Annotated in this window: 17 protein-coding genes and 1 pseudogene; 11 read left to right on the top strand and 7 right to left on the bottom strand. The window is 63.9% G+C overall.

Annotation, left to right across the window (positions count from 1 at the left end; translation table 11 throughout):
* Nucleotides 1-19 precede the first annotated feature (19 nt).
* From F4U95_RS19720 to F4U95_RS19705, 4 genes are all read left to right on the top strand, one after another.
* On the top strand, nt 20-1,321 hold the full coding sequence (locus F4U95_RS19720; protein ID WP_150426773.1) for an SLC13 family permease: 1,302 nt from the start codon (nt 20-22) through the stop codon (nt 1,319-1,321).
* A gap of 51 nt (nt 1,322-1,372) precedes the next feature.
* Entirely contained in the window at nt 1,373-1,570 is a 198-nt protein-coding gene (locus F4U95_RS19715) for a hypothetical protein (protein ID WP_150426772.1), read from the top strand.
* 112 nt (nt 1,571-1,682) lie between these two features.
* Complete coding sequence (locus tag F4U95_RS19710) at nt 1,683-3,068, top strand: alginate export family protein (protein WP_150426771.1); 1,386 nt, start codon at nt 1,683-1,685, stop codon at nt 3,066-3,068.
* Between the two features lie 237 nt (nt 3,069-3,305).
* Nucleotides 3,306-3,863, top strand: coding sequence for a recombinase family protein (locus tag F4U95_RS19705; protein WP_150426770.1), 558 nt, complete (start codon nt 3,306-3,308; stop codon nt 3,861-3,863).
* A 77-nt stretch (nt 3,864-3,940) separates the two neighbouring features.
* On the opposite strand, the gene F4U95_RS19700 is transcribed toward F4U95_RS19705, so the two are convergent.
* Nucleotides 3,941-4,588 (bottom strand): NADPH-dependent FMN reductase, encoded by a 648-nt coding sequence (locus F4U95_RS19700; RefSeq protein WP_211364021.1) that lies wholly within the window; start codon nt 4,586-4,588, stop codon nt 3,941-3,943.
* Between the two features lie 125 nt (nt 4,589-4,713).
* Here F4U95_RS19700 and F4U95_RS19695 point away from each other — a divergent pair, with 125 nt between their 5' ends.
* The 7 genes and pseudogenes from F4U95_RS19695 to F4U95_RS19670 all read left to right on the top strand — a co-directional run bounded on the left by F4U95_RS19695 (nt 4,714) and on the right by F4U95_RS19670 (nt 9,626).
* Nucleotides 4,714-5,043 (top strand): ArsR/SmtB family transcription factor, encoded by a 330-nt coding sequence (locus tag F4U95_RS19695; RefSeq protein ID WP_150426792.1) that lies wholly within the window; start codon nt 4,714-4,716, stop codon nt 5,041-5,043.
* A gap of 12 nt (nt 5,044-5,055) precedes the next feature.
* A pseudogene (locus F4U95_RS25160) lies at nt 5,056-5,568 on the top strand (arsenate reductase ArsC); the annotation flags it as partial.
* A gap of 18 nt (nt 5,569-5,586) precedes the next feature.
* Complete coding sequence (gene arsC / locus F4U95_RS24940) at nt 5,587-6,003, top strand: arsenate reductase (glutaredoxin) (RefSeq protein WP_281347243.1); 417 nt, start codon at nt 5,587-5,589, stop codon at nt 6,001-6,003.
* Entirely contained in the window at nt 6,003-7,064 is a 1,062-nt protein-coding gene (gene arsB / locus F4U95_RS19685; RefSeq protein ID WP_150426767.1) for an ACR3 family arsenite efflux transporter, read from the top strand. The genes arsC and arsB overlap by 1 nt, the downstream gene beginning before the upstream one ends.
* Before the next feature lie 12 nt (nt 7,065-7,076).
* Nucleotides 7,077-7,511, top strand: coding sequence for an arsenic resistance N-acetyltransferase ArsN2 (arsN2, locus tag F4U95_RS19680; protein ID WP_150426766.1), 435 nt, complete (start codon nt 7,077-7,079; stop codon nt 7,509-7,511).
* A complete protein-coding gene (gene arsH / locus F4U95_RS19675) occupies nt 7,511-8,263 on the top strand; it encodes an arsenical resistance protein ArsH (protein WP_150426765.1) in 753 nt (250 codons plus the stop codon). Before arsN2 ends, arsH begins: the two co-directional genes overlap by 1 nt.
* Entirely contained in the window at nt 8,199-9,626 is a 1,428-nt protein-coding gene (locus F4U95_RS19670) for an FAD-dependent oxidoreductase (protein WP_211364020.1), read from the top strand. Before arsH ends, F4U95_RS19670 begins: the two co-directional genes overlap by 65 nt.
* 186 nt (nt 9,627-9,812) lie before the next feature.
* Here the strand turns inward: F4U95_RS19670 and phoU are convergent, their stop codons facing one another.
* The 6 genes from phoU to F4U95_RS19640 form a co-directional block, all read right to left on the bottom strand.
* Nucleotides 9,813-10,541, bottom strand: coding sequence for a phosphate signaling complex protein PhoU (gene phoU, locus F4U95_RS19665; RefSeq protein WP_150426764.1), 729 nt, complete (start codon nt 10,539-10,541; stop codon nt 9,813-9,815).
* A gap of 14 nt (nt 10,542-10,555) precedes the next feature.
* Nucleotides 10,556-11,362, bottom strand: a complete 807-nt coding sequence (gene pstB / locus F4U95_RS19660; RefSeq protein ID WP_150426763.1) for a phosphate ABC transporter ATP-binding protein PstB — start codon at nt 11,360-11,362, stop codon at nt 10,556-10,558.
* Nucleotides 11,359-12,192, bottom strand: a complete 834-nt coding sequence (gene pstA / locus F4U95_RS19655; RefSeq protein WP_150426762.1) for a phosphate ABC transporter permease PstA — start codon at nt 12,190-12,192, stop codon at nt 11,359-11,361. The genes pstB and pstA overlap by 4 nt, the downstream gene beginning before the upstream one ends.
* Complete coding sequence (locus F4U95_RS19650; protein ID WP_150426761.1) at nt 12,192-12,635, bottom strand: PstC family ABC transporter permease; 444 nt, start codon at nt 12,633-12,635, stop codon at nt 12,192-12,194. Before F4U95_RS19650 ends, pstA begins: the two co-directional genes overlap by 1 nt.
* Before the next feature lie 397 nt (nt 12,636-13,032).
* On the bottom strand, nt 13,033-14,451 hold the full coding sequence (locus tag F4U95_RS19645) for an ISNCY family transposase (protein ID WP_150426760.1): 1,419 nt from the start codon (nt 14,449-14,451) through the stop codon (nt 13,033-13,035).
* Between the two features lie 165 nt (nt 14,452-14,616).
* Nucleotides 14,617-15,183, bottom strand: coding sequence for a hypothetical protein (locus F4U95_RS19640; protein WP_150426759.1), 567 nt, complete (start codon nt 15,181-15,183; stop codon nt 14,617-14,619).
* Nucleotides 15,184-15,394: the final 211 nt, after the last annotated feature.

Below are 15,394 nucleotides of genomic sequence, written 5' to 3'. Positions count from 1 at the left end.
CCTCTTGGACAATACCGGCGTGACCTTCGATCAGGTCCTGACCCTGTTCGTATTGGTGGCAGTGGTTGCGGCACTGATCTGGGATAAGATGCGCTCGGATGTTGTTGCGCTGAGCGGTGCGGCCGTCCTGTTAATTGCCGGGGTCGTGCGGCCGATCGATGTCCAGAGCGCTTTCGCCAGCCCGGCGATCATCGCGCTCGCCTCGCTGTTCGTGATCGCCTACGCGCTCGAACTATCAGGGCTGCTCGACCGGGCAATCGAAGCCGCGGTCAAGATGTGCAAGCGACTGGGATCTGCGGGCATCTGGCTGATGCTCGGCGCGATCGGGGTCGCTTCCTGTTTCCTGAACAGCACACCGATCGTCGTGCTGGGCGCGCCGGTCGTCCGCGATGTCGCGACCGCTCTGAAACTGCCACCCAAACGCTATCTGATGCCGTTGTCGTACATCACGGTGCTGACCGGCTGCTGCACCCTGATCGGAACTTCGACCAACCTGCTGGTCGACGACATGGCCCGCAACGCCGGGCAACCGCGCTTCGGCATTTTCGAGATCACTCCCGTAGGTCTGCCGATCGCGTTGGCGGGGGCAATCTACCTGTTCCTGTTCAGCGGCAAGCTGATGCGCGGCAGCATCGCTGATGACAGTCCGGTTCCGGACCGCCGCGACGTCGACGTGCCGAACGCGCAGGTCGGCGATCCAACGCTGTTCGCCGAACAGCGCGTCTTCCAACCGGCCAAGGCGGCAATCGCGTTTGCTGTGTTCGTCGGCACTGTCGCGGTGGCTGCGGCCGGCATCGCGCCAATTGCCGCATCGGCCTTTGCCGGCGCCGTGCTGCTGATCCTGCTGCGCGTCATCACCGCTGACGAGGCTTATGGCGGGTTGCGGCCGCAGATCCTGATCCTGATCGCAGGCATGGTCGTCATTGGGCTGGCGATGGAGCAAAGCGGTCTGGCTGCGACAGCTACCGGGGCGCTGGTGGGGTCGATGCAGGAGTTCGGACCGCTGACGGCGCTGATCGTCCTGTACGGCGTGACGATGGTGCTGACCGAGTTGTTGTCGAACGCGACGGTCGCAGTGCTGGTCACCCCGATCGCGGTCGCGCTGGCGGAGAGTCTCGGCGTCAGTCCGCGGCCGTTCCTGGTCGCGGTGATGATGGCGGGCAGCGCCGCATTCGCGACGCCGTTCGGCTATCAGACCAACGTCATCGTCTACCAGATGGGCGGGTATCGATACATGGATTTCGTGAAGGTCGGCTTGCCCCTGAACCTCATCACGTTCGCCGTTGCGATCATGGCAATCCCGGTCTTCTTTCCGTTCTGAACGATGCTGCGGCCCGATCGTCGATCGACCGCGCCACCCTAAAATCCTGCCATGCGCATTCTCGTCTATCTCGTCCGCGACCTTGCGGTGCTGGAGGATGTCGGCTCCGACCACCTGCCGGTCCACGCCCGTCTGTGCCTCACCGGACGACCAGCGGACAGCAAGCGTCCCGAAACCGTGTCGCCCGAGGATCGCCGCGACGTGAAGGAGGTCTTGCAGGAATATCACGAGGAGCAACGTCGCCCCTGACATTGGTCGGCCGTGGACGGGATCGATCAAGGCATACGACAATTCAGCTAGAGCGGCAGGTTGGGATTTTGCACGAACGCGGGTTCCACATTGACGATCAAAGGGAGCAGTCGTGCCCGTATCAGGCAACACTATTTTTCAGGTACTGGCTGGACTAGCCGCGCTCACGCCGTCGATAGCCGTTGCACAGATCACGAGTGACGGCCTGCTGCACGAAGCGATGGGCGCGCCAGACGACTGGCATTTGTCCGGCAGTATCCGCGCCCGCTTCGAGGCGATCGACGGTCAGTTTCGCGAAGACGCCGTGAACCGTGACCAAGTGCTGGCGCTACGGACAACCTTGTTCGCGGAATATGACAGTGGTCCGGTTCGCGTCGGAGCCGAGTTTCACGACGCGCGCGCTTATTTTCAACGGCGTGGATCGTCGGTCGGCACCGACGTGGTCAACGCTCTCGAGTTTTCGCAATATTATGCGCAGGGCGACCTTGGCGAGACATTCGGAGCTGGCACTACCAGCTATCTGAAGGCCGGTCGGATGACGATGCAGCTGGGATCAGAACGGCTCGTCGCACGACAGGGATTCCGTACCTCGGTAACATCGTTCACCGGCGTGCGGCTGACGCGAGAAGGTGAGGATGGTCGCGAATTCGTCGCCTTCTGGACCATGCCGACAGTTCGGCTGCCGACCGGGACCACCGCCATCCGGCGCAACCGACCGCAATGGGATCGCGAGAATACCGACCTTCAGCTGTTCGGCGTGTTCAATCGCGTGCCGATCGGTGACACGACGCGGCTCGAAACCTATGCCTATGGCCTGATCGAACGCGGTGAGAGTCAGGCGGATCGCAGCGACCGACGACTGTTCACGCCAGGGGTGCGGTTGCTTGCCCGACCCGATAACGGCATGACGTTCGAGGTCGAGGCAATGGCGCAGTACGGACGCGGGCGCGACGGCAGTCCGGACAGCGGCAAGCTGGTTGTTCCAGTCGAAGCCTATGGCTTCCACGGCGATCTCGGCTATCGCTTCGCGGGCGGGTGGAAACCCGAACTGACCGCCTTCTTCGATTTTTATACGGGCAATCGGCGGGAAGGACGGATCGGTCGGTTCGATACGCTGTACGGCGCCCGTCGGTTCGAGTTCGGCCCGACCGAATTGTTTGGCGCGGCTGATCGATCGAACATGCTTTCTCCTGGCGTCCGCCTGAATGCATCACCGGCGGGCGGCCTGTCGATAATGAGCGACTACCGCTTGCTCCGCCTCGCCAGCGCGGTTGACCGCTTCAGTAACAGCGATGTTCGAGACGCGACCGGACGCGCCGGGCGCGACGCCGGGCAACAAATGCAAATACAGTTCGAATACGATCTGGTACCAGACGTGGTCGTAGTCGATCTCGGCTATGCTCGCCTGTTCAAAGGGCGCTTCCTACGCAATGCGCCGAACGCACCGGACCCTCGTGACGTGAACTATGGATATGCCACGGTGATGGTGTCTTTCTGATGCACTGATCTTCGTCTGAGCTCGGCGAAGACCTCATCAAACGGGTCGGCTCAAGGAGACATAACGTCATTGCGTAGATGGCGAAACTCCAGCCAGATGGCTTCCCAAAAACGAACCTCCAACGGGACGGATCGGACCAGCATAAAAATGCGCCCGATGAACGCCGGAGCTTTCCCAAAATATGTTCCCGAAATATGAGTCCCGAAATTCGCTGTTCGAGTTGGGATAACGGGACTCATGCTGGTTGGTTATGCGCGTGTCTCGACGTCCGATCAGGACCTGACGCTGCAAACCGATGCGCTGACCAGAGCCGGGTGCGAAAAGCTGTTCACCGACAAGGTTAGCGGCGCGAAGCTGAACCGGCCCGGCCTGATCGAGGCCCTCAATTTCGTGCGGGCCGGCGACACGCTGGTCATCTGGAAGCTCGATCGGTTGGGCCGCTCGATCCAAGGCCTGATCGAACTGGCGGCCGACCTCTCGGCGCGCAAGGTCGATTTCCGGTCGCTGACGGATGGGTTCGACACGTCCACGCCATCGGGGCGGCTGCTGTTCCATATCCTTGCCTCGGTCGCGGAAATGGAGCGCGAGCTGATAAAAGAACGGACCATCGCCGGCCTAGCGGCAGCGCGTGCCAAGGGTGGCACCGGCGGGGGTCGCAAATCGGTGATGACGCCAGACATGCTCGACACTGCGCGCAAGCTGCTGGCGGCGGGCGACAGCCCCGCCAAGGTCGCCAAACTGCTGCAAGTCGGCCGCTCGACCTTCTACCGTCACTTCCCAGCCGGCGAACGATAGCCGGTGTCATAACCGGACGGTTCTGACACCGGCACCAGGATATTGCTTTCCCGCAACTCATGCGGTGATGAGTAAGTTCAGGACTTCGGTGCGTCCCGTTCCGATGGATTGATTATAAACGCTCCCGGGCGGGCGCCATCTTCGTGTCGCGCATGCGCCGCTGCTTTCGCCCACCAGCATAGCTGATCGAACGTCCGATCGAGATAGCCATCCCACCGCTCGCCATCGACGCCGTCGAGGTATCCACCGTCCTCGGCGAACACATCCTGCGCATGGGGCACATGGATCATCGCGGATACGGGAAGGCAGCCGAGTTCGGACAAAAACGTCCTCATACCCACCGCGGCGCGCGTCCCGCCCCACTGCCCGGCGGAATAGGTCACGATCGCGCTGGGCTTGTAGGAAAAGAGCGAGCTGCCGAAATGATTGAGCAAGTCGCTCAGCGCCGGGCTCATCATATGATTATATTCCGGGCTGACCATGACATAGCCGTCCGCGCTCTCGATCTCCTCGGCCAATCGCTCCATCGCCTCCGGCGCCTTTCCCTTGGAATAGGCGAAATGCGGCTTGAAGGGATGCGGCAGGTCGATGTCCACCGGATCGATCAGCGCCGCATCGACATCCTTGCCTGCGAGGCGCGTCATGCACGCAGCCGAGACACGTTCACCGAGCCGGGCGGGCCTGGGCGGACCCGACACGCGCTCGGAACCGAGAAATACCAACATTTTTCCCGTCATCGCACTTTCTCCGGACGCGCAAAGCCGCGGCGCGTCGTTTGTCGAGCGCCTAGCATTCTTATCGGTAAAAAACGATGGTTGCATTCCAGCGTTCCATCGTTTATTTACGATGGATGACCGATGAAGACGCGCTTTCCTGCCTTGCCGCGCTGGGGCACCCGACGAGGCTCCAGACCGTCCGGCGTCTGGTAGAAGTAGGGCCTGACGGCCTTTCAACCGGCGAATTGGTCGATGCTGCGGGTCTTAGCCAAAGCACGTTCTCGACTCATCTGGCCGTGCTGGTCGCGGCGGGCCTGGTGACGCCGGAGAAGCGGGGCCGCCAGATGATCCAGCATGTCGATATCGCCCGCCTGCAAACCCTGATGCTGTTCCTGGTGAAGGACTGCTGCGGGGGCCGCCCCGATCTTTGTGAACCGCTGATGGCGGAACTCGCCTGCTCCTGAAGGTATCGATCCATGACCGACAGAATCTACAATGTGCTGTTCCTGTGTACCGGCAATTCGGCACGCTCGATCCTGGGCGAGGGGCTGATGAACAAGCTCGGGGAAGGGCGCTTTCGCGCCTATAGCGCCGGAAGCCAGCCCAAAGGCACGGTGCATCCGATGGCGATCTCCGTGCTGAACGGGATCGGCATCGACACGACCGACATGCGGTCCAAGAGCTGGGACGAGTTCGCCGGTGCCGGCGCGCCGCAATTCGATTTCATCTTCACCGTCTGCGACAATGCGGCGGGTGAGACCTGTCCGGTCTGGATCGGCCATCCCACCAGCGCGCATTGGGGAATCGAAGACCCGGCAGCGGTCGAGGGAGAGGGGCAGCGCGACGCCTTCATCCGCGCCATTCATTATCTGCGCAACCGGATAAGCCTGTTTCTGGCGCTTCCGTTCGACAGCCTCGACGACATGGCGGTCCGTCGCAAGCTCAGAGAGATCGGGCAAGGCGAAGGCGCGAGCGTGCAGGCCAGTGCGGAAACACCCGGCGAAGGCATCACCATCTACCACAACCCCGATTGCGGCACGTCGCGCAACACGCTGGCGATGATCCGCAATGCCGGCATCGACCCGGAGGTCATCGAATATCTGAAAAACCCGCCCTCGCGCGAGACGCTGGTCGATCTCATCGACCGCGCCGGCCTGACGCCGCGGGCGCTGCTGCGCGAGAAGGGCACGCCCTATGCCGATCTCGGCCTCGGCGATGAAAGCCTATCCGACGACGTACTGGTCGATGCGATGATGGCGCATCCCATCCTCATCAACCGGCCACTGGTGGTGACGCCGCTGGGCGTCCGGTTGTGCCGGCCTTCGGAAGTCGTGCTCGACATTCTGCCATCCGAGCAGCGCGGCGCCTTCACGAAGGAAGACGGCGAACGCGTGGTCGATGATGCCGGCCGGAAGGTGAACTGATGGAACAGCTTTCCAAACCCGAGCGGCTCGGCTTCCTCGACCGCTATCTGACCGTCTGGATTTTTGCCGCGATGGCGCTCGGCGTCATCCTCGGCACCGTCTTCACCGGCCTGCCGAATGCGCTGCACGCCATGTCGGTCGGCACCACCAACATTCCGATCGCGATCGGGCTGATCCTGATGATGTATCCGCCGCTCGCGCGCGTGCGTTACGAGGACCTGCCCAAGGTGTTCGCCGACAAGCGCGTGCTGGCGCTGTCGCTGGTCCAGAACTGGCTGATCGGCCCGACGCTGATGTTCGCGCTCGCAGTGATCTTCCTGCGCGACCAACCCGAGTACATGACCGGCGTGATCCTGATCGGCCTCGCCCGCTGCATCGCGATGGTGCTGGTCTGGAACCAGCTCGCCAAGGGCGACAACCAGTATGTCGCCGGGCTGGTCGCGTTCAACTCGGTGTTCCAGATCGCGTTCTTCAGCGTCTACGCATGGCTGTTCCTGACCGTCCTGCCGCCGCTGTTCGGACTGGAAGGTAGCGTCATCGACGTGAGCTTTTGGACCATCGCGGAAGCCGTGCTGATCTATCTCGGCCTGCCGTTCCTCGCCGGATTCCTGACCCGCAAGCTGCTCGTCGCGAAGCGCGGGGTTGACTGGTACGAGGGCGTGTTCCTGCCGCGGATCGGGCCGGTGACGCTGGCGGCGCTGCTGTTCACGATCGTCGCCATGTTCACGCTGAAGGGCGGGGACGTCGTGCGGCTGCCGTTCGATGCGGTGCGGATCGCGATCCCGCTGACGATCTATTTCATCGTCCAGTTCCTCGTCAGCTTCTTCATGGGCAAGCTGATCGACGCCGACTATCCGCGCACCACCGCGATCGCCTTCACCGCATCGGGCAACAATTTCGAGCTGGCGATCGCGGTCGCGATCGCAGCGTTCGGACTGGCGTCGCCGGTGGCGTTCGCGGCGGTGATCGGCCCGCTGGTCGAGGTGCCGGTGCTGATCCTGCTGGTGCATCTGGCGCTGCGGCTCGGGCGGCGCTGGTTTCCTGCCACAGCCCCGCGCTGATCGGACGCGACCATGACGGAACTGACTGTCGCACCGCTCGAACCGGAACAGTTCGATGGTCTGGCGTGGTTCCTGAATGCCGCTGGGCTGCCGAGTTCCGACCTGGGCGACCCGGGGCGTACCTTCTACCGCATCGATGCCGAAAGCTTGATCGGCTACGCGGGGTTGGAGGGCGAAGGCGACGACCGGTTGCTCCGTTCGGTCGTCGTCCTTCACGATCGCCGGCGCGCCGGCCTGGGCTGCCCGCTGGTCGCCGCGATCGAGAAGGAGGCGCGCGAAATCGGTGTGCGACGCCTCCATCTTCTTACTACGACGGCCTCGGGCTTCTTTCGCGCGATCGGCTATCTCGATGCCGATCGCGTGTCGGCACCTTCGTCGATCGCCGCGTCGCGCGAGTTCACCGCGCTCTGCCCGGCCTCGGCGACCTATTTCGTAAAGGTTCTGTGATGCCGCTACGCACTCTTCCAGACCCCGACACGCTACCCGCGCTCGATCGGCGCTTCGCCTTCGACCGGCCGGCATCGGGCATCGGCACCGACGATCCGCCGCCCCGCATTCTGCTGCTCTACGGCAGCTTGCGCGAACGCTCCTATTCGCGGCTCTGCGTCGAGGAAGCGGCGCGGCTGCTGCAATTCTTCGGCTGCGAAACCCGCATCTTCGATCCCTCGACGCTGCCGCTGCCCGATCAGGTGGCAGGTGACGATCACCCGGCCGTCCACGAGCTGCGCGAACTGTCGTTTTGGTCCGAGGGACAGGTCTGGTGCAGCCCGGAGCGGCACGGTCAGATCACTGGCGTCATGAAGACCCAGATCGATCATCTGCCCCTGTCGATGGGAGGGATGCGCCCGACGCAAGGACGCACCCTGGCGGTGATGCAGGTGTCGGCGGGGTCGCAGTCCTTCAACAGCGTCAACACGCTGCGCGTGCTGGGGCGCTGGATGCGGATGGTCACGATCCCCAACCAGTCGTCGGTCGCCAAGGCGTTCAACGAGTTCGACGAGGCCGGGCGGATGAACCCGTCGAGCTACTATGATCGGATCGTCGATGTCATGGAGGAGCTGGTCCGCTTCACGGTCCTGCTACGCCCCCATGCCGATGCGCTGGTGAACCGCTATTCCGAGCGCAAGGAAGCCGGTGTCCCGATCGATCCGGACACCGACCTGTCCGCCATCGCGATCGGCGCGGGCGGCAGGCGGTAAGGTGACGGCGATGCATCTGGTCATCATCGGCGGCAGCGATGCCGGGATCGCCGCGGCGCTGCGCGCGCGCGAATTGAGCAAGGACGTGCGGATAACCGTCCTCCTCGCCGACGACTATCCCAACTACAGCATCTGCGGACTGCCGTACCTGATCGGCGGTCAGACGCCGGATGCATCGAAGCTCGCGCACCGCACGACCTTCCCCGCCGTCGATATGCGCCTGCGGCACCGCGTCACCGCGATCGACCCCGCCGGCAAAAGCGTATCGATCGAGCGGCCGGGCGGAACGACCGAGCTGCAATACGACCGACTGATCGTCGCGACCGGCGCGCACCCCGTTCGTCCCGATATCCCCGGCGCCGATCTGCCCGGCGCCTTCGTTCTCCATACCATCGATGACGGCCTCGCCGTCCTCGATGCCGTGCGACGGCATCGCGCGGGCAAGGCCGTGATCGTCGGCGCGGGCTATATCGGCATCGAAATGGCGGAGGCGCTGCAACAGCGGGGAATGCACGTCACGCTCCTCAGCCGATCCGACGAGGTGATGCCCGGCGTGTTTTCCGAGATCGGCGCCATGATCCGCGAACGCCTGACCACGGAAGGCGTCGAGGTCGTGACGCAGGCCGGTGTCGAGCGGATCGAGCAGGGCATGGTCGTCGAGCAGAGGCTGGTCGTCTTCACGACGGACGGACGACGCCGCCCGGCGGACCTCGTCATATTGGCGACCGGGGTACGGCCGGCGACCGATCTTGCGCGCGACGCCGGTATAGCGCTCGGGGAAGGCGGCGCCATCGCCGTTTCCGACACGATGGCTACATCGCATCCCGATATCTTCGCGGCCGGCGATTGCGCCGTCACCCGTCATCGCCTGCATGGCAAGCCGACGTGGATCTCGCTCGGCACGATCGCGCACAAGCAGGGCCGGGTCGCCGGCGAGAACGCGATCGGCGGTTCGCGCACGTTCCACGGTATCGTCGGGACACAGAGTCTGAAACTCTACGATCTGGTCATCGCCCGCACCGGCCTGTCTGATACCGAAGCGCGGGAAGAAGGCTATGAACCGTTGACGGTCGAAATCGGGGCGTGGGATCACAAGAGCTATTATCCCGGTGCGACCCAGATCGGCGTCTGGATCACCGGCGATGTGAAGACCGGACGGCTGCTGGGCGTGCAGATGGTGGGGCGTGCCGGCGCGGAAGTATCGAAGCGACTCGATATCGTCGCGGCCGGTCTGTTCCACGGCATCGGCGTGGACGCCCTCAACGATCTGGACCTGTCCTATACCCCGCCACTTAGCAGTCCCTGGGACCCGATCCAGCGCGCGGCGCAGGACTGGTCCCACGCCGCAGCCCGGTCAGGCTGACGCTGAACTAAAAATCAGCGCCGTCGCGATCTGCGCCGGGAGCGCCGTGATCCGGGCCACATGACATCGAGCGCGGTGTAACGGCGCCGAGGTGCGTGCCTTGGTCCGTAGAACCGATACAGGATCGCAACGATTGCAAGAATGAAGGCGATCGCAGACAGGACGCTCGACAGCATGGTCCTGGCTTCAGCGATCGGCGGGCGCAGGCAGTGGCGCATAGGCCGCGCCGGCCGTCGATGCGCGCGATGCGCCCGGTTCGCCGGTCGCCGTGTAGCAGACCATTTCGGCGATGTTGGTCGCATGGTCGCCGACCCGTTCGAGGTTCTTGGCGACGAACAACAGATGCGCGGATTGGGTCGTCTGCCGCGGGTTTTCGATCATATGGACGAGAAGCGAGCGGAACAGGCTGTTATAGAATTCGTCCGCCGCGGTGTCCGCCTCAATCACCTGCTTCGCCAGCGCCACGTCGCGTCCGATATAGGCGGCGATGGCATCGTCGATCATCCTCACGACGAGTTTCGCCATCTCGGGAACGATGACCGCCGGAGCGACCGGCGCCGTCTCGCCGATGACGGGGACGCGCTTGGCGATGTTCTTGGCATAGTCGCCGACCCGCTCCAGTTCGCCGGCGATCTTGATCGCGGAGATGATCTCGCGAAGGTCGTCCGCCATCGGCGCGCGCCGCCCGATCGTTCTGATCGCCTGCTGTTCGGTCGCCGCCTGCAACTGGTCGATTTCCTCGTCCGCCGCCACGATCGCAGCCGCGCCGACGAAATCCCGGCGCACCATCGCATCGACGGCGCCGAGAAGCTGTCGGCCGGCCAGTTGTCCGCTGTCGCGGATCAGTCGGCGGATATGGTCCAGCTCCTCGTCATAGGAGTGAAGCGTGTGGCGTGGACCTGCCTGCTCGGTCATATGCACGTTTCCGATCAGCCGAACCGCCCGGTGACGTAATCACGGGTGCGGTCATCCTGGGGATTGAGGAAGATGCGATCATGGTCGCCGACCTCGATCAGGTCGCCGTCGAGCATGAAGGCGGTGCAACCGGCGATGCGGGCGGCCTGTTGCAGATTGTGCGTGACGATCACGAAGGTGAACTCGCGGGCCTGCTCGGCGATCAGCTCCTCGATCCTCGCCGTCGAGACCGGATCGAGCGCCGATGTCGGCTCGTCGAGCAGGATCACCTCGGGCCGTACCGCCAGCGTGCGCGCGATGCACAGCCGCTGCTGCTGGCCGCCGGACAGCGCCAGCGCCGAACGATTGAGCTTGTCCTTTACCTCATCCCAGAGCGCGGCCTGGCGCAACGAGCGTTCGACCCGTTCCTGCGTTTCGGTTTTCGACAGGCGCTCGTAATGCTTCAGCGCGAAGGCGACGTTGTCGTAGACCGACAGGTTGAAGGGCGTCGGCTTCTGGAACACCATGCCGATCCGCGCGCGCAGCCCCTCCGGATCGACGCCGGCCCGCAGCAGATTATCGCCGTCGAGCAGGATTTCGCCGCGTGCCGACTGGTCGGGATACAGCTCGTAGATGCGGTTCATCGTCCGCAGCAGCGTCGATTTGCCGCAACCGGACGGGCCGATGATCGCCGTGATGCCGTTTTCGGGAATGTCGAAGCTGATGCCGTTCAGCGCCCGGTGCTTGCCGTAGAAGAACTCGAGATCGCGGATCGCGAGCTTGACCGGGCGATCGGCCGGAATCGCCATCGCCTTGAGTGCGGGATCGAGCCGGACGCTCATTTATATGTCCTCGGTCGGAGCAGCACGCGGACCAGGATGCTGAGCGCGAGCACGAAGGCGGTGACGACGAGCGCGCCCGCCCAGGCCAGCGCGTGCCAGCTTTCGTAGGGGCTCATCGCATACTGGAAGATGACCACCGGCACGTTCGCCATCGGCGAGGCAAGATCGGCGGTCCAATATTGGTTGTTGAGCGCGGTGAAGAGCAGCGGCGCGGTTTCGCCGCTGATCCGGGCGATGCCGAGCAGCGCGCCCGTCGCGACGCCGGTCGCGGCCGATCGGTAGACGATGTGGGTTACGACCTTCCACTGCGGCAAACCCAGCGACAGCGCCGCCTCGCGCAACTGGTTGGGGACGAGGCGCAGGGATTCGTCGCTGGTGCGGACCACGACCGGCACCAGGATGATCGCGAGCGCGAGACCACCCGCATAGCCCGAGAAATGCCCGGCGGGACGCACGACCAGCTCGTAGACGAAGAGGCCGATCACGATCGACGGCGCGCTGAGCAGGATATCGTTCACGAAGCGGATCGTCTCGGCTAGCTTCGAGCGCCGGCCATATTCGGCGAGCCAGGTGCCCGCCAGAATGCCGATCGGCGTGCCGATCACGACCGCGAGGCCGATCATCACCGCGCTGCCGAAAAAGGCGTTCAGGAGGCCGCCATCGGCACCGGGAGGCGGCGTCATCTCGGTCAGGAGCCTAGGACTGAGCGCTGCGAAACCCTGGCTGACGGTGGTCCAGAGAATCCACACCAACCAGAACAGCGCGAACAGGGTCGCTGCGATCAGCACTACGGCATTCACCGCTTTCCGGCGTCGGACGATCGAGCGCATCAACGGGCCTTCCGCTCGACCCGCACCAGCATGAGCTTGGCGATGGCGAGCACGATGAACGTGACGACAAAGAGGAGGAAGCCGAGCGCGATCAGCGCGGACAGGTAGATCGCCGAATCCGCCTCGGTGAACTCGTTGGCGATGGCCGCTGCGATGGAGTTGCCCGGCATCAGGAGCGAGACGGAGAAATCGTGCGCATTCCCCAGCACGAAGGTCACCGCCATCGTCTCGCCGAGCGCGCGCCCGAATCCGAGGAAGATCGCGCCGATGACCGCCGAGCGGGTATGCGGGATCGTCACCTTGCGGACGACCTCCCAAGGCGTCGCGCCGAGCGCGAATGCCGATTCCCGAAGGGCGGGCGGCACGGCCTGGAACACGTCCCGCATGACCGAGGAGATGAAGGGGATCGTCATGATCCCGAGGATGATGCCCGCGGTCAGCATTCCGATCCCGATCGGGGGACCGTTCGACGGCCATTGCGGCGCGTGGGCGGGCCTATGGAGAAAGCCGGATCATCTGCGGCGTGCATAACCGCAGCGCGGTGGATGCCGGCCTCATGACCGCTTCCGCGACCCTGGCTGCTGTCCAAAGCTCGCCGGTATTCCAAAGCGACCTCGCTGCGGCACGCGCCGAAATCGACCGCCTGCGTCGCGATCCTTCCATCCCGCCTCCCGGCGCGGTCCGGACCGGCAGACCTGCGAGCCGCGCATCAAAGGTAATACTCATCGAGCCGATATAGGGGATAACGCCGCCCAGTTGCGACCACCCGCCTTTCCCGACGTCCGCAATTGAGAACGGATCGGAGCATCATGAGCGGCGCCTTGTGGCCGCTTTCGAACGCTAGCGGGCGTACTCACCAAGGCCACGCGCAACCAACTCCTCGTTGGAGAGACGTGGACCACGCTTGAGCCTGCTGTTGCCGAGCGTGCGACGGTCCAGCTTCTGACTGGATGGAGCCGGGGAGGGGGCCTTGAACAGGCCGGCGGGCTGCGCGGTGCGCGCCGGCTCGTTGTTGTTGCGCTTGGCGTGGTGTGGCTGAGCCTGCTGTATCACGCGGGCGAGCGCCAGCGCCGCGTCGAGGTGCTTGTTGTCGACCACAGCAGCCTGGTTCACCCGGCGCATCTTATCGAACATGCGATAGGGCAGGGCCGTGCCCTCGTGCTGGATCTCAAGCCGACCGTCCGGGTACTCGCACACGTCCACTTTCTTCCGCGCGAGCGCCTTCGTCGCAGGCGAGGGCTCAAGGATGAACATGACCTTGTTGTAGTGCAAGGTGAGGGCGCCGGTGACGGTGCGCTGCTCGCGCCAGACCAGCTCCGCCTCAAGGTCATCGTGGATGGCCAGCGGCCGGTGAAGGTCGCGCGGGTCGAACGGCGCCTTGGCGAACCGACGATTGTGCTGCGCCATGTAGGAGGGGAGGAAGGCGTTGGCTTGGTCGATGGTGGAGATGCGGTGGAGCCGCATGGCCTTGACCAGGCGATCCTGCAGCGTCGCATTGACTCGCTCGACGCGTCCCTTCGCCTGCGGCGAGTTCGCGCAGATCAGCTCGATGTTGAGCCGGTACAGCGCACGGCCGAGGTGGGTCATGCCGTCGCCCTTTGCCGAGGCCGTGTTGTTGCGGAAGGCGCTGTGCTTGTCCGTGTAGAAGGCGACCGGCTTGCCGTGCCGCTCGAGATAGGTCCTTGTCGCGCGCATGTACGAGAAGGTGCTCTCGCTGCCGACCATCTCAAGGTGCATAAGCTCGCTGGTGGCATCGTCGATGAAGACCAGGAGCGTGCATTGCGGACCGCGGCCCTCGAACCACCAGTGCTTGGAGCCGTCGACCTGGATGAGCTCGCCGCGGCAGTCGCGCCGGTAGCGGGGCTGGTACGGGCGAGGGCGCTTGGCCGCACGGTCCTGCCACAGCCCGGCCTCCAGCATGATGCGCCGCAGGGTCTCGCGCGACAGGCCGATGCCATGGCGCTCGGCGAGGTACTCGCGCGCCAGCGTCGGTCCGAAGTCGGCGTAGTGCTCGCGCACCAGAGTGGCCACCTCGGCGCGGAAGGCGTCGCTGTAGCGTCGGTTGCTCGGGCGTCCTCGCTTGCGCGACACCAGGCCGCTCGCGCCGTCCTCTCGCAGGCGGCTCAGCAGCCGGTAAACCTGCCGCCTGGCAAGGCCGAGCAGCTCCATCGCGTCCGTAACCCGGATCTCGCCGCGGTCGAGCCGCATCAGCGTGTCGAACCGGGTAATCTCAGCAGCACTCATCGCCAGCACCGTCATACAATGCGCGTCCTCGTTGCCGAGAACGGCTATGACACCGACAGCCCGTCGATGGTACAAAGAGTGCCATTTCTATCTAGCGGGCTGGTGTCATTTGTACTTGGCGCTTACAAACATTTAGACCGATAATATTGGTTATGTTAAATTTGGCCAATCCCGGGGCGATTAGAACGCCAGTTCTGCCTGCCTCGGAACCGCTCTCGGCTGCTCCTGGCGACCGCCGATCAGACCGCGCGCGCACCCTGATAGAATATAGACGGCTTGGCGCTGCGCTCCGCGATTATGATGATCGACGCAATAGCCCTGATAGTGCCGCTTGAGCAAGCCAGCTCGCACAAGTTCGGATACCGCCCGGCTTACATTCGTTTTTCCCGACGCCCGTACTTGCTCACGGATAGCGTCGTCGATGATTGCCGTGGCCTGATCGACGTTGGCGGGCAATGCGCCTGACATTGCCAGATCGCTGCGTATCCGCTCTTCCAGGGCAACGCGCCTGGGGTCACGCTGCCCCATCGGGGTAAGCGCATCACAAAGCCAATCACGCAAGGGAATGAGGCCGCCGCCCTTGGCCACCAACGGCCCCGCGCTGCCGTCGGATCGGGAAACCTGTGCAATCAGGTTGAGCACCATGAAAGCGTAGCGCGGTCGAGACGAGGACCGCGCAAGCATCTCTAGCAAGCAGGGCATATCCAGTTGCGGGCGGCCGTCGCCAATGATCGGAGCGTGCAACATAACAGGATTGAATCAAGCACATATAGGGGGTGAAGTGAATCCCCCTTTGCCGCAGATTTCATCATTTTGTCGGCTGTGACACTTTGCCGGAGGGTAAAGTGTCACGCGCGCCCTTCCACCATCATGCCAGGCAACGCCCACTAAAGACGACCTGTGCATTTCTTACGGGGAGTCGGACGTTAGAGGCAGCCGGCCTTGTTTTTCATTGGCT

Origin of the sequence: Sphingobium limneticum (genome assembly GCF_008710165.1) — a bacterium.
Classification (GTDB): Bacteria; Pseudomonadota; Alphaproteobacteria; order Sphingomonadales; family Sphingomonadaceae; genus Sphingobium; species Sphingobium limneticum.
This window is presented reverse-complemented; position numbering and strand designations above follow the sequence as displayed.

What these genes read in the sequence shown, in the direction of transcription:
- F4U95_RS19715 (WP_150426772.1), top strand. Translation starts at nt 1,373, where the DNA reads ATGCGCATTCTCGTCTATCTCGTCCGCGACCTTGCGGTGCTGGAGGAT.
- F4U95_RS19705 (WP_150426770.1), top strand. Translation starts at nt 3,306, where the DNA reads ATGCTGGTTGGTTATGCGCGTGTCTCGACGTCCGATCAGGACCTGACG.
- F4U95_RS19700 (WP_211364021.1), bottom strand. Translation starts at nt 4,588, where the DNA reads ATGTTGGTATTTCTCGGTTCCGAGCGCGTGTCGGGTCCGCCCAGGCCC.
- F4U95_RS19695 (WP_150426792.1), top strand. Translation starts at nt 4,714, where the DNA reads ATGACCGATGAAGACGCGCTTTCCTGCCTTGCCGCGCTGGGGCACCCG.
- arsB (WP_150426767.1), top strand. Translation starts at nt 6,003, where the DNA reads ATGGAACAGCTTTCCAAACCCGAGCGGCTCGGCTTCCTCGACCGCTAT.
- arsN2 (WP_150426766.1), top strand. Translation starts at nt 7,077, where the DNA reads ATGACGGAACTGACTGTCGCACCGCTCGAACCGGAACAGTTCGATGGT.
- arsH (WP_150426765.1), top strand. Translation starts at nt 7,511, where the DNA reads ATGCCGCTACGCACTCTTCCAGACCCCGACACGCTACCCGCGCTCGAT.
- phoU (WP_150426764.1), bottom strand. Translation starts at nt 10,541, where the DNA reads ATGACCGAGCAGGCAGGTCCACGCCACACGCTTCACTCCTATGACGAG.
- pstB (WP_150426763.1), bottom strand. Translation starts at nt 11,362, where the DNA reads ATGAGCGTCCGGCTCGATCCCGCACTCAAGGCGATGGCGATTCCGGCC.
- pstA (WP_150426762.1), bottom strand. Translation starts at nt 12,192, where the DNA reads ATGCGCTCGATCGTCCGACGCCGGAAAGCGGTGAATGCCGTAGTGCTG.
- F4U95_RS19650 (WP_150426761.1), bottom strand. Translation starts at nt 12,635, where the DNA reads ATGCTGACCGCGGGCATCATCCTCGGGATCATGACGATCCCCTTCATC.
- F4U95_RS19645 (WP_150426760.1), bottom strand. Translation starts at nt 14,451, where the DNA reads ATGACGGTGCTGGCGATGAGTGCTGCTGAGATTACCCGGTTCGACACG.
- F4U95_RS19640 (WP_150426759.1), bottom strand. Translation starts at nt 15,183, where the DNA reads ATGTTGCACGCTCCGATCATTGGCGACGGCCGCCCGCAACTGGATATG.